The 23,683-nt window shown below is 67.2% G+C and carries 20 protein-coding genes and 1 tRNA gene; 14 read left to right on the top strand and 7 right to left on the bottom strand.

Annotated elements, in window-relative coordinates; all coding sequences use genetic code 11:
* Positions 1-2: 2 nt before the first annotated feature.
* The 3 genes from KZX46_RS05485 (at position 3) to KZX46_RS05475 (ending at position 2,108) form a co-directional block, all read left to right on the top strand.
* A complete protein-coding gene (locus tag KZX46_RS05485; protein WP_219775799.1) occupies positions 3-920 on the top strand; it encodes an alpha/beta fold hydrolase in 918 nt (305 codons plus the stop codon).
* Between the two features lie 83 nt (positions 921-1,003).
* On the top strand, positions 1,004-1,780 hold the full coding sequence (locus tag KZX46_RS05480; RefSeq protein ID WP_219775798.1) for an SDR family NAD(P)-dependent oxidoreductase: 777 nt from the start codon (positions 1,004-1,006) through the stop codon (positions 1,778-1,780).
* Positions 1,781-1,850: 70 nt separating this feature from the next.
* Entirely contained in the window at positions 1,851-2,108 is a 258-nt protein-coding gene (locus tag KZX46_RS05475; RefSeq protein WP_219775797.1) for a hypothetical protein, read from the top strand.
* Between the two features lie 320 nt (positions 2,109-2,428).
* Here the strand turns inward: KZX46_RS05475 and KZX46_RS05470 are convergent, their stop codons facing one another.
* From KZX46_RS05470 to KZX46_RS22775, 3 genes are read right to left on the bottom strand one after another with little or no spacing between them, the layout of a single operon-like run.
* Positions 2,429-5,686 carry an error-prone DNA polymerase gene (locus KZX46_RS05470; protein ID WP_219775796.1) on the bottom strand — a complete coding sequence of 1,086 codons (3,258 nt, stop codon included), beginning with the start codon at positions 5,684-5,686 and terminating at the stop codon, positions 2,429-2,431.
* Between the two features lie 10 nt (positions 5,687-5,696).
* The gene (locus KZX46_RS05465; RefSeq protein ID WP_226896315.1) at positions 5,697-7,196 is read right to left on the bottom strand and encodes a DNA polymerase Y family protein; all 1,500 of its coding nucleotides are present in this window, start codon (positions 7,194-7,196) and stop codon (positions 5,697-5,699) included.
* On the bottom strand, positions 7,120-7,854 hold the full coding sequence (locus KZX46_RS22775) for an ImuA family protein (RefSeq protein WP_226896116.1): 735 nt from the start codon (positions 7,852-7,854) through the stop codon (positions 7,120-7,122). The genes KZX46_RS05465 and KZX46_RS22775 overlap by 77 nt, the downstream gene beginning before the upstream one ends.
* A 152-nt stretch (positions 7,855-8,006) precedes the next feature.
* Between KZX46_RS22775 and zwf the strand changes: the two genes are divergently transcribed.
* The 5 genes from zwf to eda are packed head-to-tail and all read left to right on the top strand — an operon-like array spanning position 8,007 to position 13,410.
* Positions 8,007-9,476: a glucose-6-phosphate dehydrogenase gene (zwf, locus tag KZX46_RS05460; protein WP_219775794.1), complete on the top strand. Its 1,470-nt coding sequence runs from the start codon at positions 8,007-8,009 to the stop codon at positions 9,474-9,476.
* Positions 9,469-10,077 (top strand): 6-phosphogluconolactonase, encoded by a 609-nt coding sequence (locus KZX46_RS05455; RefSeq protein WP_219775793.1) that lies wholly within the window; start codon positions 9,469-9,471, stop codon positions 10,075-10,077. The genes zwf and KZX46_RS05455 overlap by 8 nt, the downstream gene beginning before the upstream one ends.
* Positions 10,074-11,888 (top strand): phosphogluconate dehydratase, encoded by a 1,815-nt coding sequence (gene edd / locus KZX46_RS05450; protein ID WP_219775792.1) that lies wholly within the window; start codon positions 10,074-10,076, stop codon positions 11,886-11,888. Before KZX46_RS05455 ends, edd begins: the two co-directional genes overlap by 4 nt.
* Entirely contained in the window at positions 11,888-12,859 is a 972-nt protein-coding gene (glk, locus tag KZX46_RS05445; protein WP_219775791.1) for a glucokinase, read from the top strand. The genes edd and glk overlap by 1 nt, the downstream gene beginning before the upstream one ends.
* Positions 12,856-13,410 carry a bifunctional 4-hydroxy-2-oxoglutarate aldolase/2-dehydro-3-deoxy-phosphogluconate aldolase gene (eda, locus tag KZX46_RS05440; protein WP_219775790.1) on the top strand — a complete coding sequence of 185 codons (555 nt, stop codon included), beginning with the start codon at positions 12,856-12,858 and terminating at the stop codon, positions 13,408-13,410. The genes glk and eda overlap by 4 nt, the downstream gene beginning before the upstream one ends.
* Before the next feature lie 15 nt (positions 13,411-13,425).
* Here the strand turns inward: eda and KZX46_RS05435 are convergent, their stop codons facing one another.
* Positions 13,426-15,570 carry a beta-glucosidase gene (locus tag KZX46_RS05435; protein ID WP_226896115.1) on the bottom strand — a complete coding sequence of 715 codons (2,145 nt, stop codon included), beginning with the start codon at positions 15,568-15,570 and terminating at the stop codon, positions 13,426-13,428.
* Here KZX46_RS05435 and KZX46_RS05430 point away from each other — a divergent pair.
* From KZX46_RS05430 to cyoD, 5 genes are all read left to right on the top strand, one after another.
* Positions 15,478-16,254: a DUF3237 domain-containing protein gene (locus KZX46_RS05430; RefSeq protein ID WP_226896114.1), complete on the top strand. Its 777-nt coding sequence runs from the start codon at positions 15,478-15,480 to the stop codon at positions 16,252-16,254. The genes KZX46_RS05435 and KZX46_RS05430 overlap by 93 nt on opposite strands.
* A gap of 132 nt (positions 16,255-16,386) precedes the next feature.
* Positions 16,387-17,313, top strand: a complete 927-nt coding sequence (cyoA, locus tag KZX46_RS05425) for a ubiquinol oxidase subunit II (RefSeq protein WP_219775788.1) — start codon at positions 16,387-16,389, stop codon at positions 17,311-17,313.
* On the top strand, positions 17,303-19,288 hold the full coding sequence (cyoB, locus tag KZX46_RS05420) for a cytochrome o ubiquinol oxidase subunit I (RefSeq protein WP_219775787.1): 1,986 nt from the start codon (positions 17,303-17,305) through the stop codon (positions 19,286-19,288). The genes cyoA and cyoB overlap by 11 nt, the downstream gene beginning before the upstream one ends.
* Positions 19,285-19,899, top strand: coding sequence for a cytochrome (ubi)quinol oxidase subunit III (locus KZX46_RS05415; RefSeq protein WP_226896113.1), 615 nt, complete (start codon positions 19,285-19,287; stop codon positions 19,897-19,899). The genes cyoB and KZX46_RS05415 overlap by 4 nt, the downstream gene beginning before the upstream one ends.
* Positions 19,896-20,285, top strand: coding sequence for a cytochrome o ubiquinol oxidase subunit IV (cyoD, locus tag KZX46_RS05410; protein ID WP_216709461.1), 390 nt, complete (start codon positions 19,896-19,898; stop codon positions 20,283-20,285). Before KZX46_RS05415 ends, cyoD begins: the two co-directional genes overlap by 4 nt.
* Positions 20,286-20,316: 31 nt before the next feature.
* On the opposite strand, the gene KZX46_RS05405 is transcribed toward cyoD, so the two are convergent.
* Positions 20,317-22,002, bottom strand: coding sequence for a thiamine pyrophosphate-binding protein (locus KZX46_RS05405; protein WP_226896112.1), 1,686 nt, complete (start codon positions 22,000-22,002; stop codon positions 20,317-20,319).
* 278 nt (positions 22,003-22,280) lie between these two features.
* Between KZX46_RS05405 and KZX46_RS05400 the strand changes: the two genes are divergently transcribed.
* Positions 22,281-23,015 (top strand): hypothetical protein, encoded by a 735-nt coding sequence (locus KZX46_RS05400; RefSeq protein ID WP_219775786.1) that lies wholly within the window; start codon positions 22,281-22,283, stop codon positions 23,013-23,015.
* Between the two features lie 108 nt (positions 23,016-23,123).
* Here KZX46_RS05400 and KZX46_RS05395 read toward each other — a convergent pair.
* Positions 23,124-23,200: transfer RNA gene (locus tag KZX46_RS05395), tRNA-Arg, on the bottom strand.
* Between the two features lie 57 nt (positions 23,201-23,257).
* Positions 23,258-23,662, bottom strand: a complete 405-nt coding sequence (locus KZX46_RS05390; protein ID WP_219775785.1) for a hypothetical protein — start codon at positions 23,660-23,662, stop codon at positions 23,258-23,260.
* Positions 23,663-23,683 lie beyond the last annotated feature (21 nt).

Here is a 23,683-nt window from a genome sequence, read left to right as displayed (position 1 = left end):
GCATGACCCCCTGCCCGACGTCGCACAATTTCATCTCGCAGCGGTTGCGGCTCCATTATGTCGACTGGGGCAATCCCGATGCGCCGCCGCTGCTGCTACTCCACGGCGGGCGCGATCATTGCCGTAACTGGGACTGGGTTGCGACCGACCTCGCGCGCGATTGGCACGTCATCGCGCCCGACCTTCGCGGGCACGGCGACAGCGCGTGGTCGCCCGACGGCAATTACGGCATGGCGGCATTCGTCTACGACCTCGCGCAGCTGATCCACGGCTTGAAGCTCGCGCCGCTGACGATCGTCGCGCATTCGCTCGGCGGCAATATCGCACTGCGCTACACCGGGCTGTATCCGGACAACGTCGCGAAGATCGTCGCGATCGAAGGGCTTGGGCCATCCCCGGCGATGCTTGCCAAGCGCGACGCGAAGACCTTCGACACCCGCCTGCGTGACTGGATTGACGAGGTCCGCGGCCTCAGCGCGCGCCAGCCGAAACGTTACGCCAGCGTCGCCGAGGCACTCGCCCGGATGATGGCGGAGAACAAGCATCTGAGCGAGGTCCAGGCGCGCCACCTGACCGCGCACGGCGTCCTGCAGAACGAGGATGGCAGCTATAGCTGGAAATTCGACAATTATATCCGCGGCTTCTCACCCGTAGACATGCCCTGCGCCGACCTTCAGGCGCTGTGGGGGCGGATCACCTGCCCAACCTTGCTCGTCTACGGCGCCGAAAGCTGGGCCTCGAACCCGGCGGTCGACGGGCGGATCACGGCGTTCCGCAACGCTCGCGTCGAGCTGTTCGACCGCGCCGGCCACTGGGTCCACCACGACCGGACGGCGGATTTCATCGCATGCGTGCGAAGCTTTCTTAATGAGCGTCATCCCCGCGAAGGCGGGGACCCATCACCTACAATATCGGGGTGATGGGTCCCCGCCGTCGCGGGGATGACGGTAAAAATCGATGGCAGCATAATGCCGATGACGGCAAGATTTTGGGGAGAACAAACATGACCGACTTCACCGGCAAGATCGCGCTTGTCACGGGGGCAGGCAGCGGCATCGGGCGTGCCGCCGCGCGGTTGTTCGCGGCGCGCGGGGCGAATGTCGTCGCGTTCGACCTGACCGACGCGGTCCGCGCCACCGCCGACGGCCATGTCAACATCGTCGCGCTGACCGGCGACGTCGGTAACAAGGCCGACGTCGACGCCGCCGTCGCGCGCGCGGTCGCCGACTTCGGCGGGCTCGATTTCGCCTTTGCCAATGCCGGGGTCGGCGGCGGGCTGGCAGCGTTCCTCGACCTGACCGTCGACGAATGGGAGCGCGTGCTGCGCGTCAATCTGATCGGGGTGTTCCTGACGATGCAGGCAGCGGCGCGGGTGATGGTCCCGGCGGGGCGCGGGTCGATCGTCGCCACCGCCTCGGTCGCGGGCATCCGCTCGGGCGCGGGCGGGATGCCGTACAGCGCGAGCAAGGCGGGGGTAATCAACCTCGTCGCCACCGCCGCGAACCAGCTTGCCGGCACCGGCGTACGGGTCAACGCGGTCTGCCCCGGGCTGACCGAGACGGGCATGACGCAGTTATGGTTCGATGGCGCGCGGGCGCGTGGGACCGAGCACAAGCTCGGCCAGCTCAATCCCTTGCGCCGCGCCGCCGGACCCGAGGAGATCGCCGAGGTCGCCCTGTTCCTCGCGTCGGACGCGGCGAGCTACATCAACGGCCAGGCGATCGCGGTCGACGGCGGCCTGTCGAGTTCGCACCCGACGGTGCCGGGGAAGATGGCCTAGGGCCGGCGCGACGCCGGAGCCAATCCGGGCGGAACGGGTTGAGCGGGTCACACCAACCGAGGACGATTCGATGAAGCTGATGTTCGCCATGACCGCCGCAGCCGCGCTCGCCGCCGCTGCCGCTCCCGCCAGCGCGGGCTGCCTGACCGGGGCCGCGGTCGGCGGTACCGCCGGGCACTTCGCCGGTCATCACGCGATCCTCGGCGCGGCAGCGGGCTGCGCCTATGGCCATCATCGCGCGGTCGTGGCGAAGCGGCAGGCGGCGGCTGCCGCAGCGGCGCAGCGCAATGCGAGCTATCAGCACGGCGCCGCCCCAGTGCATCAGTAAGGCGCGGCGACCGTTAAAAAATCGCTGTCCTACACCCTGCTAAGCCGCTTACTTTCGCGCAACGACTCGACTGTCCACCGGGACAGAAGCGCTCTTTCTCATTGCTGGCTTGTTCGAAGGAGACGACCTCCAAAGTCGTCATTCCCGCCTTCGCTGGGATGACGAGTGCGAGGGTACGGCAGTTGCTTCAACGAAAGTGCGTCTCGCTCTTTAACCGCGATGGTCGAAGAAGAAGACCAAAGGCGAAGGTCAAAGCGAAAATCAAAACACGCGCTTTTGTGTGAACTTATTTTGAACTTAACCACGGGCGGCCCCACAAATCAGTGGAAATCCCGTGACTTAGGCAAAACGCGGAGGTTGCGCGGGTGGCCGTGGGTCTGGGGGTAGCCCGGGTGGAGGTCCTCGACCGCGCGCGATTGCTCGGGCTCGCAGTCGTGGGTTTCCGACAGCCGGTCGAGTTCTGCGCTGCGGTCCTCGACCCGGCTCGCCATCAGATGGATGACGCCCTCGGGGCTGCGCTGGAGTTCGCCCTCGACGAGCATCAACCGCGACGCCATGATGTTGCGGCGGTAGCGCTCGAACAGCCGCGCCCAGATGACGACGTTGGTCACTCCGGTCTCGTCCTCCAATGTCACGAAGATCGCATTGCCCTTGCCGGGGCGCTGGCGGACGAGGACGATTCCGGCGGTTTTAAGCAGGCGGCCGTTCTTCGCCCCTGAAGTCTCGGCGCAGCTCGCCACGCCCTCGGCGGCGAAGACCGGGCGGAGGAAGGCCATCGGGTGCGCCTTCAATGACAGGCGGATCGTCTGGTAGTCGGCGGCGACCTGCTCGCCCGGGGTCATCGGCGGCAGTTCGGCGGCGGCCTCGACCCCGAGCTCGCGGGCATCCGCTGCGGCGAACAGCGGCAGCGTGCCGACGGGGGTGCGTCGCGCCTCCCACAGCGCCGCACGCCGGTCGAGCCCGATCGAACGGCAGGCATCAGCATCGGCAAGAAGATTGAGCGCGCGCTGCGGCAGGTCGGCCCGCCGGGCCAGTTCCTCGATGCTGGCGAACGGCCGCGCGGCGGTCATCCGCTCCGCCCATATTTCGCGGAAGCCGCTGATCTGGCGGAGGCCGAGGCGGACCGCGAAACCGCCGCTGCTGCCATCGCGGTCGAGGCTGTTGTCCCAGTCGCTCGCGTTGATGTCGATCATGCGGACATCGACGCCGTGGGCGCGGGCGTCGCCGACGATCTGCGCCGGGGCGTAGAACCCCATCGGCTGGGCGTTGAGCAGCGCCGCGGCGAACACCGCCGGGTAGCGGCACTTGAGGTACGACGACACCCAAACCAGCCGGGCGAAGGCGAGCGCGTGGCTTTCGGGGAAGCCGTAGCTGCCGAACCCCTCGATCTGCTGGTAGCAGCGCCGTGCGAACGCCTCGTCATAGCCGCGCCGGACCATCCCGCCGACCATCTTCACCTCGAACTGGTCCATCGTGCCGACGTTGCGGAAGGTCGCCATCGCCCGGCGCAGCTGGTTCGCCTCCACCGGCGTGAACTCGGCGGCGACGATCGCGAGCTTCATCGCCTGCTCCTGAAACAGCGGCACCCCGAGCGTCTTGCCGAGCACCTCGCGCAACTCGTTCGGGTCGTGCGGCGGTGACGGCGAGGGATATTCGACCGCCTCACGCTTTTGCCGCCGCCGAAGATAGGGGTGGACCATGTCACCCTGGATCGGCCCCGGGCGGACGATCGCGACCTGGATGACGAGGTCGTAGAGTTCACGCGGACGCAGCCGCGGCAGCATGTTCATCTGCGCGCGGCTTTCGACCTGGAACACCCCGACGCTGTCGCCGAGGCACAGCATGTCATAGACGTCGGGGGCGTCGTCGGGGACGTTGTCGAGCGTGTATTGGCGGCCGATGTGGGTCGCGATCAGCGCGAACGCCTTGCGGATGCAGCTCAGCATGCCGAGCGCGAGGATGTCGACCTTCATCAGCCCGAGCGCGTCGATGTCGTCCTTGTCCCACTCGATGAAGGTGCGGTCGGCCATCGCCGCATTGTGGATCGGCACGGTCTCGTCGAGCCGGTCCTCGGTCAAGACGAAGCCGCCGACGTGCTGCGACAGGTGGCGCGGGAATTTGAGGATCTGGCCGACGAAGTCGCCGAGCCGTGCGATCTCGGGGGCATCGGGGTCGAAGCCGGTCTCCTGCACGCGCCGGCGCTCGAGTTCGCTGGCGAAGCTACCCCAGACGGTGCTCGTCAGGCGGCTGGTGACGTCCTCGGTCAGGCCAAGCGCCTTGCCGACCTCGCGGACCGCGCTGCGCGGGCGGTAATGGATCACCGTCGCGGCGATGCCGGCACGCTCGCGGCCGTAGCGGCGGTAGACATACTGCATCACCTCCTCGCGCCGCTCGTGCTCGAAGTCGACGTCTATGTCGGGGGGCTCTTTCCGCTCCTCGGAGACGAAGCGCGAGAACAACAGGCTGTGCTTGGTCGGATCGACTGCGGTGATGCCGAGGACGAAGCAGATCACCGAATTGGCCGCCGACCCGCGCCCCTGGCACAGGATCCCCTCACCCTGGGCGAAGGCGACGATGTCGTGGACGGTGAGGAAGTACGCCGCGTACTGTAGCCTGGCGATCATCGCGAACTCGTCGGTCAGGAGCTTGGCGACCTTGTCCGGGATGCCGTCGGGCCAGCGCTTGGCGGCCTTGGTCAGCGTCAGTTCCTCGAGCCACGCTTGCGGCGTGTACCCCGGCGGCACCGGCTCGTGAGGGTATTCGTAGCGCAGGTCGTCGAGGGTGAAGGCGATCCGGGCGAGCAACTTGCCGGTCTCGGCGAGCGCGTCGGGGGCATCGGCGAACAGCCGCGCCATCTCGGCTTCGGGCTTGAGGTGACGCTCGGCATTCGCCGCGAGCAGCCGCCCGGCATCGGCGATCGTCCGCTTCGTGGCGATGCACGTCAGGATATCGTGGAGGGGGCGCTGCGCCGGAGTGGCGTAGAGCGCGTCGTTGACCGCGATCAGCGGCACCCGCGCGGCGGCGGCCCGGTCGATCGCCGCGCGCAGCCGCCGCCGGTCGCGCCCGCCGCGCAGCATCGTCGCGCCGAGCCACACCCGGCCGGGAGCGGCGCGGGCGAGGCGCGGCAGGATTGCCGCCGGATCGGGTCCGGGGAGGACGATCAGCATGAGGTCGTCGAGGTGATCGAGCAGGTCGGCGGCGAACAGGTGGCAGTCGCCCTTCACCGCGCGCAGGTTGCCGGTCGTCAGCAACCGCGTCAGCCGCCCCCAGCCGCGCCGCGTCGCCGGATAGACGATGATGTCGGGGGTGTCGTCGGCGAAGACCAGCCGCGCGCCGACGATGAGCTTGAAGTCGGGCAGCTTGAAGTCGGGCGGCTTATCGGGCTGCTGCTCCGCCGCCTCAAGCGCATCGCGCAACGCGACATGCGCTCGGACGACCCCGGCGACGGTATTGCGGTCGGCGATACCGATGCCGGTGTGGCCGAGTTCGAGCGCGGCGGCGACCATGTCGGACGGATGCGACGCGCCGTGGAGGAACGAGAAGTTCGTCGCGGCGGCGAGTTCGGCATAGCCGCTCATTGGATGTGGCTCACGCAAACAAGCCGTGGAGATACCATTCGGGGACCGCGCGCTCGACGCCGTACAGGCCGTGGCGGAACACCCAGAAGCGCCGCCCGGCCTGGTCCTCGACGCGGTAATAGTCGCGCGTCATCCCCGCGCCGCGCCGGTGCCGCCACCATTCGGCGGCGATCCGTTCGGGCCCCTCGGCACGCCGCACCTCGTGGAGCATCCGCCGCCAGCGAAAGCGAAACGGCGGGCCGTCGGGGACTTCGGCGATCGCCTCGATTCGTTGCGGCGGATCGAACAAATGGAGCGGACGCAGCGGCGGCTCGCCGGGCTCGGGGATCTGCCACGCGACCGGGGGCGCCGTGTCGGCGATCGGCAGGTCGAACGCCGCCTGTTCGGGGACATGACTATCGCCGGCGCGAAACCGCCGGACCCGCCCTTGGCCGAGCCGGATCGTCAGCCGGTCGATCAGCGCCGCAAGCTCGGCATCGGCGACCGCGCCGCCGTCGAGTTCGAGTTGCTGCGCGACCAGCGGCTCGGTCACCGGCACCGCGAGCCGGATCAGGTCATAGCCGAAGCCCGGATCGAGCGGGTCGGCGAGTGTGTCGATCCGCTCGCGGAACAGCCGGGCGAGGACGCCGGCATCGCGTGTCGGCTGGCCAGTGTCGATCCATAGGCGCGCAACATGGCCGTCGCTGCGGAACAGCGCCGCCTCGAACCGGCGCCCGCCCCGGCTGCGATCGGACAGCTCGGCGGCCGCCCGCCGCATCAGCGCGTCGAGCGTGGCAAGGACGGTCTCGGTCATCGCCACCGGCTCGGCGAAGCGGGTTTCGACCGCGATCTCAGGCGGGTGGCGGCGCGGGGTGATCCGCGGATCGGCCTCGCCGAGCAAGCGTTCGAGCGCGTTCGTCGTCGCTACGCCGAAGCGCGCCGCGAGCGGTCCACGCGGTCGCCGGGCGAGGCTGGCGATCGTCTTGAGCCCGGCGCGCCGCAGCGCCTGATGGATTTCGGCATCGACCCGCAACGCTGCGACCGGCAGAGCGTCAACGCTTCTGACCCCGAACGCCGCGAGCGCTTTCGCTGCATCGGGGGTATCGGCGAGCGCGGTCGTCAGGCTCAGCCCCTGGCGCTCGACCCGGTGGCGCAGATCGGCGGCGAGCCCCGCCTCGTCGCCAAACGGATGAATGCAGCCGGTGATGTCGATGACCACGCCGCGCGGCGGGTCGGTCGCGACGGTCGGCGAGTAGCGGTCGCAGGCGTCGGCGAGCCAGTCGAGCAAGGCCATGTCGGCGGCGGGATCGTGTGCCACCGCGACGAGGTCGGGGATGCGCGCGCGTGCGTCGGTTAGCGTTAGCCCCGGGGGGATCCCGAGTGCCGCCGCCGCCGCATCGACCGCGGCGACGCGCATCGCACCGCCGGCTTTCTCGACGAGGACGAAGGGGGTGTCACGCGGCGCGGCGCCGCTGCGTATCGCGCGTTCCGACGGCAGGAACGGCAGGTACAGCGCGAGGTAGCGGCGCATCGTAAAAGGCTCGACGGTCACGGTCCCACTCCACCCGGGCCTCGAATCCGGCAATGCCGCCGCGATGCCGCAGCAGGCTGATATCGAACGCCGGATGCCCCGGCGCATTGGCGGCAAGTGTCGCTGATGGCGCGGACGATACCGCCCACCGCGTTTCGGCAGCGCTCGGCACGGGCTGGGCACCACTGCGGAGGACGAGCGCCGTCACGCCCGACCGCGCGGCGGCGAAGGCGATGCGTCGCGATTCGGTCAGGCCGAACTCGGCGGCCTGTGCCCAAGGCTCGATGACGACGGTGCTGATCGCGGCGCATTTGACGGTGTCGGCAGCAGCCTGGAGGACGCCGCGCGTCGTGTCGGCGTGGACGAGGATGATCGAATCGGGGTCGGCGCCAAGCTCGACCAGACCCGCGCCGTAAAGGCGTCCGGCTTCGCGGACGGTGCGCGCGTCGCGGACCCAGAAAATCGGCCGGTCCGGCGATGCGCGCAAAGCAAGCAACACAGCGAAACCGGCGGCGGCGGCGCTGTCGGCAGGCACGGTGGCGAACACCTCGTGCAATGCCGCGCGCAGCAGTCCCTTCCCGAGCCGCGCGTCTGCGAAGACGGCACCGGTCGTGAGTCGGGAAGGCGACTCGGGAGGGGAAGGGCAAACTAAGTTCATGTTATGTTCTATTTGCGGGACTCGTTCGGATCGAGTCAAGGCGACTCTCTGTCGGATCGACCATTGCGCTCGGGCACCGTCATCGAATTGCCACGCGAGAGTTGGGTCACAGGTTGTTTCAATAAGTCGCAGGTAGCGCTACCAAGCGCTCCATGACCAACGCCTCAGCATCCTCGCCCGTCCTGCTGCTGTTCGGGGCTACCGGCGACCTCGCCCATCGGATGCTGCTACCGTCGCTGTTCGGCCTCGACGCCGACGACTTCCTGCCCGAGGGCTTCCGTATTGTCGCGACCGCGCGGAGCGTGATGGATTCGGCAGCATACCGCGCGATCGCCGCCGAGGCGCTGGCGGCGCATGTCGATGCCGACCGGCTTCAACCGGCATTGGTCGCGCGCTTCCTCGACCGGATCGATTATGTCGCGCTCGATGCGACCAAGGCCGATGGCTTCGGTGCTCTCGCGACCGCCGTCGGGTCGACGCAGAGCCTGTCGATCTTCCTGTCTACCGCGCCGTCGCTGTTCGGCTCGACGATTGCCGGGCTGGCCGCCGCGGGTCTTGCCGGGGCCAACGTCCGCCTCGCGCTCGAAAAGCCGCTCGGCCACGACCTTGCGTCGAGCCAGGCGATCAACGACCAGGTCGCGCACGTCTTCCCCGAGGAGCGGACCTTCCGCGTCGACCATTATCTCGGCAAGGAGACGGTGCAGAACCTGATCGCGCTGCGCTTCGGCAACGTCCTGTTCGAGCCGCTGTGGAATGCCGCCGGGATCGATCACGTCCAAATCACAGTGTCGGAGACCGTCGGGCTCGAAAGCCGCGGCGATTATTACGACGGCATGGGCGCGCTGCGCGACATGGTGCAGAACCACATGCTGCAGCTTGTTGCGCTCGTCGCGATGGAGCCACCGGCGCGGTTCGACGCGGCGTCGGTCCGCGACGAGAAGGTCAAGGTGCTGCGCTCGCTCCGCCCGATCGATGCCGGCACGGTCGAGACGTGCAGCGTCGTCGGCCAATATGGCGCGGGCGCGGCGGGCGGGCAGCCAGTGGCGGGCTATGCCGACGAGCTCGGCCGTCCGTCGAACACCGAGACCTTCGTCGCGCTGAAGGCGCATATCGACAACTGGCGGTGGAAGGGCGTGCCTTTCTATCTGCGGACCGGCAAGCGGCTGGCGACGCGCCAGTCGGAGATCACGATCGAGTTCAAGGCGGTGCCGCATTCGATCTTCGAGGGCGCCAAGGCGTCGGCCGATCTCAAGCCCAACCGGCTGATCATCCGGCTCCAGCCCGACGAGAATATCCGGCTGACGATCATGGCGAAGACCCCTGGGCTCGACCGCGACGGCCTGCACCTGCGCGAAGTCCCGCTCGACATCGGGCTGGCGAACGCATTCGCCGACGTCCGCCGCCGGATCGCCTACGAGCGCCTGATGCTCGACTTGATCGGTGGCGACCCGACGCTATTCGTCCGCCGCGACGAGGTCGAGGCGCAATGGACGTGGATCGACGCGATCCGCGATGGCTGGACCAAGAAAGGCATGACGCCGCGGCCATATGGTGCCGGGTCGTGGGGGCCGTCGGCGGCGATCGGCCTCGCCGAACGCGACGGGGTCAGCTGGCATGACTGACCTGCGCTGGGCGGCCGACGGCAGCGATGCCGCGGTCGTCGAGGCCGTCGCCGCAGTCGTTTCCCGGACCGGCCCGGTCACGTTGTGCCTGCCCGGCGGTTCGACCCCCGCCCCGATATTCACGAGCCTCGCCGCGATGCTGCTGCCGTGGGACAAGGTGACGATCATGCCGGGCGATGAGCGCCGCGTGCCGCACGACCATCCCGCGAGCAATGTCGGCCAGTTGCGCGCGGCGTTCGGCGCGACGGGCGCGACGATCGAGCCGCTGTCGCCCGACCTGCCGGTGCCGCGTTTCGACCTTATATGGCTGGGCATGGGCGGCGACGGGCATGTCGCGTCGCTGTTCCCCAGCGCCAATCCCGATCCCGCCGCAGCTCCTGCAGTGATCGACGTGACCCCCGAGCCGCTGCCCCCCGAGGCGCCGTTCGATCGGCTGACGCTCAACCTCGCCGCGATCGCCGACAGCGCCGCGATCATGCTCGTCATCCGCGGGGCGGCGAAGCGGTCGCTCCTCGAAGCCACTGTCGCCGGAGCCAACGACCTGCCGGTCGCGCGGCTGCTCAGGCTGGCCCCCGTTACCGCGTTCTGGAGCCCGGCATGAGCCTTCACCCGACCGTCGCCGCCGTCACCGACCGCATCATCGAGCGCAGCCGCGCCGGACGCGCCGCCTATCTCGCGCTGATCGACCGCGAAGCCGACCGGGGGCTCGACCGCCCGGCGCTGTCGTGCGGCAACCTCGCCCACGGCTTCGCCGCCGCCGAAGGCGACAAGCCGGCGATTCGCGGCGGCCGGGCGATGAACATCGGCATCGTCACCGCGTACAACGACATGCTGTCGGCGCATCAGCCGTACGGGCGCTACCCTGAGCAGATCAAGATTTTCGCCCGCGAGGCGGGGGCGACGGCGCAGGTCGCGGGCGGGGTTCCGGCGATGTGCGACGGCGTCACCCAAGGGCAGGTCGGCATGGAGCTGTCGCTGTTCAGCCGCGACACGATCGCGCTGTCGACCGCGGTCGCCTTGAGCCACGGCATGTTCGAAGGCGTCGCGCTGCTTGGCATCTGCGACAAGATCGTCCCCGGGCTGCTGATCGGCGCGCTGCGCTTCGGGCACCTGCCGACGATCCTGATCCCGGCCGGGCCAATGCCGTCGGGGCTGCCGAACAAGGAAAAGGCGCGCGTCCGCCAGTTGTTCGCCGAGGGCAAGGCGACCAAGGCCGAGCTGCTCGATGCCGAGGCGGCGAGCTATCATTCGCCGGGCACCTGCACCTTCTACGGCACGGCGAATTCGAACCAGATGATGATGGAGGTGATGGGGCTCCACGTCCCGGGAGCCGCCTTCGTCAATCCCGGGACCAAGCTGCGTCAGGAACTCACCCGCGCCGCGGTCCACCGGCTGGCGGCGGTCGGCCATGGCGGCAACGACTATCGTCCGCTCGGGCGCTGCATCGACGAGCGCGCGATCGTCAACGCCGCGGTCGGCCTGCTTGCGACGGGCGGGTCGACCAACCACGCCATCCATCTCCCCGCGATCGCTCGTGCCGCCGGGATCGTCATCGACTGGGAAGATCTCGACAAGCTGTCGTCGGTCGTGCCGCTGATCGCGCGGATCTATCCGAGCGGCGACGGCGACGTGAACCGCTTCCACGCCGCCGGGGGCATGGCCTTCACCATCCGCACCTTGCGCGACGCAGGGCTGCTCCACGACGTCGTGACGATGGCCGACGGGATCGACGATTATGCGCGCGAGCCGATCCTCGACGGCGAGGCACTGGCGTGGCGCAGCGCCCCCGTCGAATCGCGCGACCCGGTCATCCTGCGCAGCGCGACCAGCCCGTTCGCGCCCGAAGGCGGGATGCGGCTGGTCGAGGGCAACCTCGGCCGCGCGACGTTCAAGACGAGTGCGGTGGTTCCCGAGCGCTGGACGATCGAGGCCCCCGCGCGGGTTTTCTCCGACCAGAACGACGTCGTCACCGCGTTCAAGGCGGGAGAGCTCGACCGCGATGTCGTCGTCGTCGTCCGCTTCCAGGGCCCCCGCGCCAACGGCATGCCCGAGCTTCACAAACTGGTTCCGGCGCTCGGCGTCCTCCAGGACCGCGGCTTTCGCGTCGCGCTCGTCACCGACGGCCGCATGTCGGGCGCGAGCGGCAAGGTGCCGGCGGCGATCCACATCCACCCCGAGGCGGCACTCGGCGGTCCACTCGCGCGGATCGAGGACGGCGACATCGTCCGGCTGTGCGGGGTCGACGGAACGCTTGCGGTGCACGTCGACGCGGAGATCCTCGCGGCGCGAACCCCGGCGGCGATGCCGCCTCCGATCATCGGCACCGGTCGCGAGTTGTTCGCGATGATGCGCGCCGGCAGCGACGACGCCGAGCATGGCGCGTCGGCGATGCTTGCGGCGGCAGGACTATAGTGGAGGTCGTCGCAGCCGATATCGGCGGCACCCACGCCCGCTTCGCGATCGCCGAAGTCGCCGGCGGGCGCGTCGTCGGATTGAGTTCGCAGGTCACGATGAAGGCGAGCGAGCACGCCAGTCTCCAGCTCGCGTGGCACGCGTTCGCCACCGCGATCGGCCGCCCGCTGCCCCGCGCCGCAGCAATCGCGGTCGCCTGCCCGGTCGGCGGCGACGTCCTCAAGCTGACCAACAACCCGTGGATCATCCGCCCGGCGCTGATCCCCGAGAAGCTCGAAGTCGACAGCTATTCGCTGTGCAACGATTTCGTCGCGGTCGCGCACGCCGTCGCGACGCTCGGCGAGGAGGGCGTCGCGCATCTGTGCGGCCCCGACCAGCCGCTCGCCCCCGCCGCCGTCGTCAGCATCGTCGGCCCCGGCACCGGGCTCGGCGTCGCCATGCTCGTGGGGTCGCAGGGCGGCTACCGCGTCGTCGGGACCGAGGGCGGGCATCCCGATTTCGCCCCGCTCGACAGCATCGAGGATGCGCTGCTTCGCCGCCTCCGCGCCCGCCACAACCGCGTCTCGGTCGAACGCGTCGTCGCCGGGCCGGGACTGTCGGCGATCTACAAGACCCTCGCCGTGATCGAGGGCGTGACGACGCCCGACTTGACCGACCAGGCGCTGTGGACGGCGGCGCTGGCGGGGCAGGACCCCCTCGCCGCCGCCGCGCTCGACCGTTTCTGTCTCAGCCTCGGCGCGGTCGCAGGCGATATCGCGCTGACGCAGGGGGGGTTCGGCGGAGTCGTCATTGCCGGCGGGCTCGGCCTGCGGCTGGCCGGGCATCTACCGCGATCGGGCTTCCGCCAGCGCTTCGTCGCGAAGGGGCGTTTCGAGACGCTGATGGCGTCGATCCCGGTCAAGCTGCTGACCTATCCCCAGCCCGGTCTCTACGGGGCCGCCGCCGCCTTCGCGCAGGAGCACGACACATGAACATCGACGCCGTGATGCGGCTCGCCCCGGTCATTCCGGTAATCGTCATCGACGATGCCGCGCGGGCACGTCCGCTGGCCGAGGCGCTCGTAGCAGCGGGTCACCGCGCGCTCGAGGTGACGCTGCGGACTCCCGCTGCGTTTGAGGCAATCGCCGAGATGGCGAAGGTCGAAGGCGCGGTCGTCGGGGCCGGTACCGTCCTCGACGAAGCCCAACTCGACCGCGCGATCGCTGCCGGTGCGCGCTTCATCGTCTCGCCCGGACTGACCGAGCGTGTCGGCCGCGTGGCGATCGAGCGCGGCATCGCTTTCCTGCCCGGCATCGCCACCGCCGCCGACATCATGCGCGGGCTCGACATGGGCCTCGACCGCTTCAAATTCTTCCCAGCGGTCGCGAGCGGCGGTATCCCGGCGTTGAAGGCGCTGTCGGCACCGTTTGGCATGGCGCGCTTCTGCCCGACCGGGGGCATCACCGAAGCCACCGCTCCCGACTGGCTCGCGCTGCCATCGGTCGTCTGCGTCGGCGGATCGTGGATGACCGCGCCCGCCTAATCGGCCGAGCGCGCCTTACCGGCTCGATTGGACCGCAGGGAAGTCGGCCTCGGTCACGAGCGATGCATCCCCGGCGAAATGTCCGACGGCGACCCGGCGCGGGCCGCCATCCATCGCCCAGCCCGGGCCGGCGGGATCGAAGCGGGCGAGGGTCCGCGGCTCGATTTTCACGGTGGCGCGCCGCGTTTGGCCGGGCGCGAGGGTGAACCGACTCCAGCCCGCGAGGCGATCGGTCCTGACGCCGGCGCTGCTCGTCGCCGCGACATAGACCTGCGCGACGTCGCTTCCGGAGCGCTTGCCGGTATTGGTCACGTCGAAGCTGATCGTAGACGACTTGGGGTCCACTTTTAGCCCAGTGTAGCGAAACTGCGTGTACGACAGGCCGTAGCCGAATGGGAACGCGGGGCGCAGCTTCTGCCGCTGATACCAGCGGTAACCGACATCGGCGCCTTCGACATAGTCGACCGGAAAAGACGCGAGATCACCCTTCTCCCCGGCGGCACTGAGCGCGCCCAGGCCAAGCGCGACCGGACGGGGAGCATCCTCGGCACGGGCAGGAAAGCTGATCGGCAGGCGCCCGGCTGGATTGACATCGCCAAGGATCAGTCGGGCGATCGCCTCGCCGCCGCGCTGCCCTGGATACCAGGCTTCGAGGACCGCCGGGACGCGGTCGAGCCACGGCATCAAGACGGGGCCGCCGGTTTCGAGCACGACGAGGGTCCGCCGGTTCGCCGCCGCGACGGCATCGATCAGAGCATCTTGCTTGTCTGGCAGCGCCAGCGTTTTGGCGTCGACCGCCTCGGTCTGCCATTGCGTCGCAAAGACGATCGCGAGGTCGGCATCGCGCGCAGCGGCTGCGGCCGCCGCCGGATCGTTGCCGTCGACATAGGTGATCGTCGCGCCGGGCAGGGCTGCGCGCAAGGCGAGCAGGGGCGATGACGCGTGCCATGTCACCCGCGCAAACGATGCCGCGGCCCCCGATTTCAACGGTATTTCGACCGGTGCTCCGCCCACCGAACGGACCTGCGACGAGCCGCCGCCGGACAGCACACCGACATCGGCATGGCCGCCGATCAGCACGATGCGCCGAGTGGTCCGGGCAAGCGGCAGCAGGTCGCCATTGTTCTTGAGCAGGACCGCCCCTTCCTCCGCCGCACGCTGGGCAACGGCAGCATGCGCGGCATAATCGATCGGCTGCGGCGACGCCGGTGCGGGATGATCGAGCAGGCCGGTGGCGATCACCCCGTGAAGGATCCGCGTCACCATATCGTCGAGCCGAGTTGCGGGAACGCGCCCGGCTGCGATCGCGTCTCTGAGCGCGGTCCCGAAATACACCGCTTTGTCGAGTTCCTGCCCCGACTCCTGGTCGAGCCCGGCGAGCGCCGCCTTGTCGGTCGAATGAACCGCCCCCCAGTCCGACATCACCCAGCCGCGATAGCCCCAGTTGTTCTTGAGCACGCCCGTCAGCAACGCCGCGTTTTCGCAGGCATAGTCGCCGTTGATCCGGTTATACGCGCACATCACCGACCCCGGATGGCCGCGTTCGATCGCGAGCTGGAAGGCGAGCAGGTCGCTTTCCTTGAGCGCCGCAGGGTCGATCCGGGCGTCGAGCACCGTTCTTCCGGTTTCCTGCGAGTTGAGCACATAATGCTTGATCGTCGAGACGATGTGGTTGCTTTGAACGCCGCGGATCGCTTCTCCCGCCATTGTTCCGGCGAGCAGCGGATCCTCACCGAGATATTCGAAGTTGCGCCCGTTCCACGGATCGCGCGTCAAATTGACTCCGCCAGCGAGCAACACGTTGAAGGTCTTGGCGCGCGCCTCGGCGCCGATCATCGCCCCGCCCGCATACGCGAGATCGGGGTCGAAACTTGCGGCCGTGGCGAGCCCGGCCGGAAGCGCAGTAGCGACGTCGCCCTTGCGCTGCTCGATCTGGTTGGCGACCCCAAGGCTCGCGTCGCTCTCGCGCAGCGTCGGGATGCCGAGCCGCGGAATGCCGGGAATATGCCCCGCCGACGGCGTCATCGCGATCGGCGGAACCGGCTTGGCCAGTGGTGGGAAATAGCCGTGGACGAGGGCAAGCTTTTCCGCGGTCGTCATCTTCGCGACCAGCGCAACCGCGCGGTCCTGGACGGCGTCGGATTGGGCCAACGCCGGCATGGTAAGGGTGACAGCACCAGTCGTGACCAATGCCGCTATCGAAAATGCCTTCATCGACCGGTCCCCGTTCGTTTGTCGCCTACAGCGGTAATCGATCATCAAAGCTTTGACGACAGTCTGCTTTTGCCGAATCATAAGCTCGGTTTTGCGGTTCCGGGAGGGAAGAGTGTGATTCGCCGATCGATCGTGCTGAGTACGCTCGTCGCTGCAGGATTGCCGGGAAATGCCGTCGCGCTGACGCCTCACGCCGACCAGCCCCCGGTGGCCGAATTTGTGTTTGAGGAGGTGGTGACGCTCGCGATTGATGTAAAAGTCGGCGAGACGCCGCTGGGTGGACGGAACATCGTGCCGATCACGGGCGGGACCTTCGAGGGCCCCCGGCTTCGCGGGACGATTATGCCCGGAGGCTGGGACTGGCAGCTTGCGACGACTGGCGGCTGCTTCAAGCTCGAAGCCAATTACATGCTCCGCACCGATGACGGCGCGGTCATCAACATCGCCAATAAAGGTACCTCATGCCGCGATCTCGCCGAACCGGGCGCGCGGCTGATCACCGTACCGACCTTCGAAGCACCTCTCGGACGCTATGCGTGGCTGAACGACGGCGCTTATTGGGGGACGCTCGAGGGCGCGAAGATTGAAGGAAAGCCTGCGGTGCGCATAAGGATATACAAAGCGCGGTAGCACGCTGCTGGATAGTCGTCCGGGCTGCGAAGCTGCAGCCTGAGTGACGCACCCGCGCCTTTGACTTGCTGCATGGGACAGGGCGGCGCATGTGGCGGCGCGCGCTTGCCGCTGGCAAACTGGAGAGCGGACATGGATCGACCGCAAACCGGCAGCCCTGCAGCTGAGCGCGCCATCGCCGTGTTGCGCGTGCTGGCAGTTCTTGCCTCATTCGGCGTGACCGGGTGCAGCTCGGTCGTGCTCGATCCGAAAGGGCCGGTCGGGTCGGCCGAGACTATCATCCTGTACAACGCGCTCGCGATCATGCTCGCCATCGTCGTGCCGACGATCCTCGCGACGCTGGTCGTGGCATGGTGGTTCAGGGCGTCGAACACCCGCGCGACCTACCGCCCCCAATGGGTGTTCTCCGGGCGGATCGAGCTTGTCGTCTGGTCGATCCCGCTTATGACGATCCTGCTGCTCAGCGGCGTGATCTGGAGCGGCTCGCATGCGCTCGATCCCACGCAGCCGCTCCGCTCGACGGTCAAGCCGCTCGAGGTCGAGGTCGTCTCGCTCGACTGGAAATGGCTGTTCATCTATCCCGCGCAGGGCGTCGCCGCGGTCAACGACCTCGTCGTACCCGCCGGCACCCCGGTCCATTTTCGCCTGACCTCGGCGAGCGTGATGAGCGCGTTCTTCGTGCCGCAGCTCGGCAGCATGATCTACACGATGAACGGCATGGCGACCCAGCTCAACCTGATGGCCGATCGCCCGGGCGACTTCGACGGACGATCGTCGCACTATAATGGCGACGGTTTCCCGGGGATGCATTTCAAGCTGCACGCGGTCACGCCCGAGCAGTTTGCCCAATGGGCCGCGACGGCAGGGCGCGGGACGACCGTGCTCGACGCGACGGCGTATCAGCAATTGGCGCGGCAGAGCATCGACAACAAGCCGTTCGTCTACGCCCGGGCGTCACCGGGCCTGTTCGACGACATCGTGCGGCAAAAGCTGCCGCCGGGTCCGGGGCCAAAAGCCGATACCGCGTCCCCGCGCGAGGAGATCAAGCATGCTGGGTAGACTGTCATGGGCGGCGATTCCGCTCGACTCGCCGCTGCCGATCTTCGCGTCGCTCGTCGTCGGCCTCGTCATCCTCGGCGTCATCGGCTGGGTTGTGGTGAAGGGCTATTTCCCGTATATCTGGGATGAGTGGATCACCAGCGTCGACCATAAGCGGATCGGCGTGATGTATACCCTGCTTGCGCTCGTCATGCTGCTGCGCGGGTTCACCGATGCGATCATGATGCGAGCGCAGCAGGCGATGGCGCTCAACGCGCCCGGCTACCTGCCACCCGAGCATTACGACCAGGTCTTCTCGTCGCACGGCACGATCATGATCTTCTTCGTCGCGATGCCGTTCATGATCGGGCTGATGAACTTCGTCGTGCCGCTGCAACTCGGCATCCGCGACGTCGCTTTCCCGACGCTCAACTCGGTCAGCTTCTGGCTGACCGCGACCGGTGCGTTGTTGGTCAACATCTCGCTCGTCGTCGGCGAATTCGCTCGCACCGGCTGGCTGCCGTATCCGCCGCTGTCGGAACTCGCGTATTCGCCCGGCGTCGGCGTCGATTATTATCTGTGGGCCCTACAGATATCAGGCATCGGGACATTGCTGTCGGGTATCAACCTCGTGACGACAATCCTCAAGACCCGCGCGCCGGGGATGGGGCTGATGCGGATGCCGATGTTCTGCTGGACGTCGCTGGCGTCGAACCTGCTGATCATTGCGGCGTTTCCGATCCTGACCGCGACGCTCGCGATGCTCCTGCTCGACCGCTACCTCGGCTTTCACTTCTTCACCAACGAAGCCGGCGGCAACGTCATGATGTTCATGAACCTGATCTGGGCATGGGGCCACCCCGAGGTCTACATCCTGATCCTGCCCGCGTTCGGCATCTTTTCCGAAGTCATCGCGACGTTTTCGAGCAAGCCGCTGTTCGGCTACCGTTCGATGGTGCTCGCGACGATGGTGATCTGCATCTTCGCCTTCACCGTCTGGCTCCATCACTTCTTCACGATGGGAGCGGGAGCGAACGTCAATGCCTTCTTCGGGATCATGACGACGATCATCGCGGTCCCGACCGGGGTCAAGGTGTTCAACTGGATGTTCACGATGTACGGCGGCCGCCTCCGCTACGAGCCCCCACTATTATGGGCGGTCGGGTTCATCATCACCTTCGTGATCGGCGGCATGACCGGCGTTTTGCTCGCGCTACCGCCGGTCGACTTCCTGCTCCACAACAGCCTGTTCCTTGTCGCGCACTTCCACAATGTCATCATCGGCGGCGTGCTGTTTGGCGGCTTTGCCGGCTACAACTACTGGTTCCCCAAGGCGTTCGGTTTCAAGCTTCATGCCGGGCTCGGCAAGGCGGCGTTCTGGTTCTGGCTGGTCGGCTTTTATGTCGCGTTCATGCCTCTGTATGTCCTTGGCTTCCTCGGCATGACCCGGCGGATGCAGCATTACGACGTTCCGGCTTGGCGTCCGTGGCTACTCGTCGCGGGCGCCGGAGCCGGGCTGATCGCGATCGGCATCGTCCTGATGATTGCCCAGCTCGTCGTCAGCATCCGGCGGCGTGAGGCGCTGAGCGATACGACTGGCGACCCGTGGGACGGTCGGACACTCGAATGGGCGACGACCTCGCCGCCGCCGAGTTATAATTTCGCGGTCCTGCCCGAAGTCTCCGGCGAGGATGCCTATTGGGCAATGAAGCAGCACGCGCGCGAAGACACGCCGCCAGTGCTCGCTGCCTTCGTGATGCCGCGGAACACGGCGACCGGCATCGTCTGCGCGTTCTTCGCGACCGTGATGGGCTTTGCGCTGATCTGGCATATCTGGTGGATGGTCATCCTCGGCGGGCTCGGCGCATTCGCCACCTTCGTTGTGTTCGCGTGGCGTGATCAGACCGAGGACGAGATTTCCGTCGCGGAACTGAAGCAGCGGGAACAGGCGTCACGTGCATCGCGCCGCAGCACGCTCGTGGGAGAAGTCGCGTGAGTGCCGCTACGGCAACCGCCGCCGGCGATGTACCCGAAGGCGGTGTCGCCCCGGTCCGCATCGTCGTCGCGTACGGCTTCTGGATCTTCCTCGTCAGCGATATCATCATGTTCGCCGGCTTCTTCGCCGCTTATGCGGTGCTGTCGGGCGCGACCGCCGGCGGTCCGAGCGGCCGCCAGCTGTTCGACCTGCAGACGACCGCGATCGAGACCGGCTGCCTATTGGTGTCGAGCTTTACCTGCGGCCTTGCGAGCATTGCTGCCGATGTCCGCAACAAACTCTGGTTCACCGTTGCGATGGCGGCGACCTTCGTGCTCGGGGCGGCGTTCGTCGGGATCGAAGTCAACGAGCTGACCCAGCTGGTCGCGCGCGGCGCCGGCCCCGATCGCAGCGCCTTCCTGTCGGCGCTGTTCGCGCTCGTCGGCTGTCATGGGCTCCACGTCACGATCGGGCTGCTGTGGCTGCTGACGATGGTCGCGCAGGTCTTCGCCAAGGGGTTTCGCGAGGACATCATGCACCGCATCCTGTGCTTCACGCTGTTCTGGCACGCGCTCGACATCATCTGGGTGGCGCTGTTTACCGTCGTATATCTGCTCGGAGTTGCCACATGAACGGGCCGCAGCGCAGAAAGCCGGAAACAGCGCCCGGCGACAAGCGGCCTGAAGCCAGTGACGTCGGCAGCGCCGTGCGGGGCTACGCTATAGGCCTCGTGCTCGCCGTCGGGATGACCGCAGTCTCCTTTTATATCGTCCACAGCCCGCTGATCTGGACGCCGGGGATCCCGATGGGCCTCATCGTGCTGGCGATCGCGCAGATGGGCGTCCACCTCGTGTTCTTTCTTCACGTCAACACCGGCCCCGACAGCACCAATACGACATTGGCGCTCGCGTTCGGGCTGTTGATCGTGTTCCTGATCATTGCCGGGTCATTGTTCATCATGACCAATCTGAATCACAACATGCTCCCGATGGATCAGGTCATGCAGATGCAGCGATAGACAGGCTGCGCAGCGACGCCTCGTTCATCGATCAGCGCGCCGCGAACAGTTTCTCCCGGACCTTGGCAATGCCGAACTTGAAGGCTTGATCGAGCTTGATGTGCGGCATGGCCGGAATCTCATCAGGATTGATGACGGCGTGCAGGATCGCCGGGCCGGGCGTGGCGAGGAACTCGCGCATCGTCGCCGCCAGCATCGCGGGATCGCGCGCGGTGAAGCCCTTGACCCCGCATGCCCGGGCGAAGGCAGCAAAGTCGATGTTCGGAAAGTTCGCGCCCTTCGTCGCGGGGTTGCCGGCACCCTCCTGCTCGAAGTGCACGAGGCCCCAGCCGCCGTTATCGTAAACGATGACCTTGACCGCGAGACCATGCTCGACGGTCGTCATGAATTCGCCGAGCAGCATGGTGAAGCCACCGTCGCCGGCGTGGAGGATCACCTGCCGGTCGCGGTCGAGAAGCTGCACGCCATTGGCGATCCCAAGCCCGGTGCCAACTGCAGCGTTGTTGAACGACCCGGTGATCTGCTGCAACCCGCGCGGCCGCATCCAGTTGCCCGCCCATAGCGTGACTTCGCCGGTGTCGGTAACGAACACCGCGTCGTCATCGGCCATGTCGCTCGCCAGTCGCGCCACTGCTTGCGGATGGATCAGGTCGCTGCTTCGTGCCGGGTCGGCCTTCTCGTCAAGCATCGTGGCCCAGCTACGCCGCGCTTTGTTGGCTTCATCGAGGAAGCCGGTGTCGGCACGCTGCGGCAGGTCTTCGAGCAGCATCGAAATCGCCGGGCGAACCGATCCGACGATGCCAAGCTCGACCGGCGTGCGGCGGCCAAGGGCAAAGGCGCGCTCGTCGATCTGAACGACATGGCCGTGCTTGGGCAGATACTCGACATAGGGATAGTCGGTGCCGAGCATCAGCAGCAGATCGGCGTCCATCACCGCGTCGGTGCCGGCTCGCCCCCCGATCAGGCCGAGACCGCCGATCCAATTGGGGTGATCGAACGGGAGTAGGTCGAGCGCGCGGTAAGTGTGGACCAACGGCGCATGCAGGCGCCGCGACAGTGCGTCAAGCTCGAGCGCGGCGCCGTGCGCGCCATTGCCGCACAGCAGCGTCACAGTCTTCGCCGCGCCGATCAACGAATGCAGTGCAACGATATCCGACGGCACTGGCGCGACGTCGGGGCGTGGTCGCAGCGTCGCCATGCTCGGCACCTTGCCGTGAGCTCTGGCACCGAAGACGTCGGGCGGGATGCTGATATGGGCGACGCCGCGCTGACCATACGCCTCGGCAATCGCCTGGTGGAACACCGCCGGGGCCTGCGAGGCGCTCGCCAGCGTTTGCGTGTACACCGCGACATCGCGGAACAGCAGGTCGGGCGTGTCCTCCTGCAGATAGTCGGTTCCGCGCAGCTCGGTCGGAACGCCGCCAGAGATCGCCAGCACCGGCGCATGGTCCTTGCGCGCCTCGTATAGCCCGGCGACGAGGTGGTTGCCGCCCGGCCCAGTGGTGCCGCAGCAAACGCCGAGGCGGCCGGTCAGCTTGGCCTGCCCGGCCGCCGCCAGCGCCGCGCCTTCTTCATGCCGGACTCCGATCCACTCGATGACCTTCTGGCGGCGGATGGCGTCGGTAAAGGGGTTGAGCGCATCGCCGACGACACCGAAGACCTGCCGGACACCGATCTCCGCCAAGGTTTCGACAAGCAGTTCGGCGACGGTGGTCATCAGCAAAGGCTCCAGCAGCTAGGACCGGGTAACGCGCGACGCCCGCCCGCGGCTACCACCGCCACTCATTCTATGTGCGGCAACATCGCGGGATCCGGGGTGGTAATCATACGCCATTAGACGCATTGGACCTGCTCGGCAGCGAAGCGAGGGCCGTGTAAATGAGCAAGCAGTTTGCGAGCGCGGTCCTGAATTCAACGCGCGATTGGTTTCGTCGCGCATCTTACGGTGCGACCGGCTTTGCTCTCATCGCCTCGTCGGCTGTCTTTGCGCAGATCGTGACGATCCCTTTCGGCGGCCCACGCCCGGTAAAGCCGTCGCCGAACGCCAATCTGCTCGGTGCGCCGGCGGACATCGCCGCAGCTGTGGCCGCCAAAGGACGGCCGTCGGTCATGCGCAGCCTCGACGATCAATATCACCCTGCCGACGTGCTCACCTTTCTCGGCCTGACGCGCGGCGTCCGGGTGTTCATCGTCGAGCACGATCCCGGATATTTTGGTGAAATCGTCGGAGCTGCGGTCGGACCCGGGGGAAGGGTCACCGAACTCGTTCGCCGCGCCGTGATTCAGGATGCAGTCGCGCGGTCGAGGTTGAGCGATGCCATCGGCCGCGCCCCCAACCTGGCGCTTCTCGCCGCCGAACCCTCGACGGTCCGGCTGGCGCCGGGCAGCCTCGATTTCGTCTTGCTTCATCTTGCGTACGAGCAGTTGCCGTCGGACGCGGCTGCACCCGGCGCCTCGAATCCTGGTGTGAGTGCATTCCTCAACAAGCTGTTGATCGCCCTGCGACCCGGTGGCATCGCCGGTGTCGTCCAACCGTCTGTCGAAACGGGCGTCGGAGCCGGCCGTGATTCAGCGAGCGTCAAACGCGACTTCCAGCAGGCCGGCTTTGTGCTTGATGCCGCAGGTCGTATGCGCGGCGAAGAAGATGACACCGGCCTCGACCAGCCGCAGGCCGCGACGGCCGGCAGCGCACCCGGCGACTTCATCTTGAAATTCAGGAAGCCAGAATAGCCGCGGTGTCGGCGTTTTGCTTGGCGCGTCGAAGCGCACGCTCATCAAGACGCGATCGAAACCTGCTAGAGGCGAATGACCACGCACGGCATTAGCAAGATCGATGTTTGGTGCACCCGGAGAGATTCGAACCCCCGACCCCTGCCTTCGGAGGGCAGTGCTCTATCCAGCTGAGCTACGGGTGCATGCGGCGGCTTTAGCAAACTCGTGGCCGACGCGCCAGCAGGCTATTTCCCGGGAACCTACTTCGTAGCCGGGGTGTAAGGGACGAAGGGGCCGAGGCCGCAGCTGGCACCGCGGCTCGGGCCGCCGCCCTGGATGATGACGGTTATGATATCGACTGAACATAGCTGGCTGAGCGATGTCGAATAGCTGAAGGCGCGCTCGAAACCGAGTTGTGGGCAGCTGTTGGGCAAAGTGTTTCGCAGCACTTCGCGGTTGCTGAGGTAAAAATCGATGGTGCGGTCATCGACGACCCTAGCCTCGCGAACGCGGTTCAATTGCACGCAGGATTTCGCAATGGCCGAAGACTTTACGGGGGCGACAGTCGTTGCAACCGCTACTGCCGGCTTCACCGGCGGCGTCGCCGTACACGCCGTCAATCCGTTACCGAGCACAAAGCAAAACGCTGGAACAACCCGCCGCATCGTGTCTTCTCGATCTGCCTA

This window comes from Polymorphobacter sp. PAMC 29334 (assembly GCF_019431245.1).
Classification (GTDB): Bacteria; Pseudomonadota; Alphaproteobacteria; order Sphingomonadales; family Sphingomonadaceae; genus Polymorphobacter_B; species Polymorphobacter_B megasporae.
This window is presented reverse-complemented; position numbering and strand designations above follow the sequence as displayed.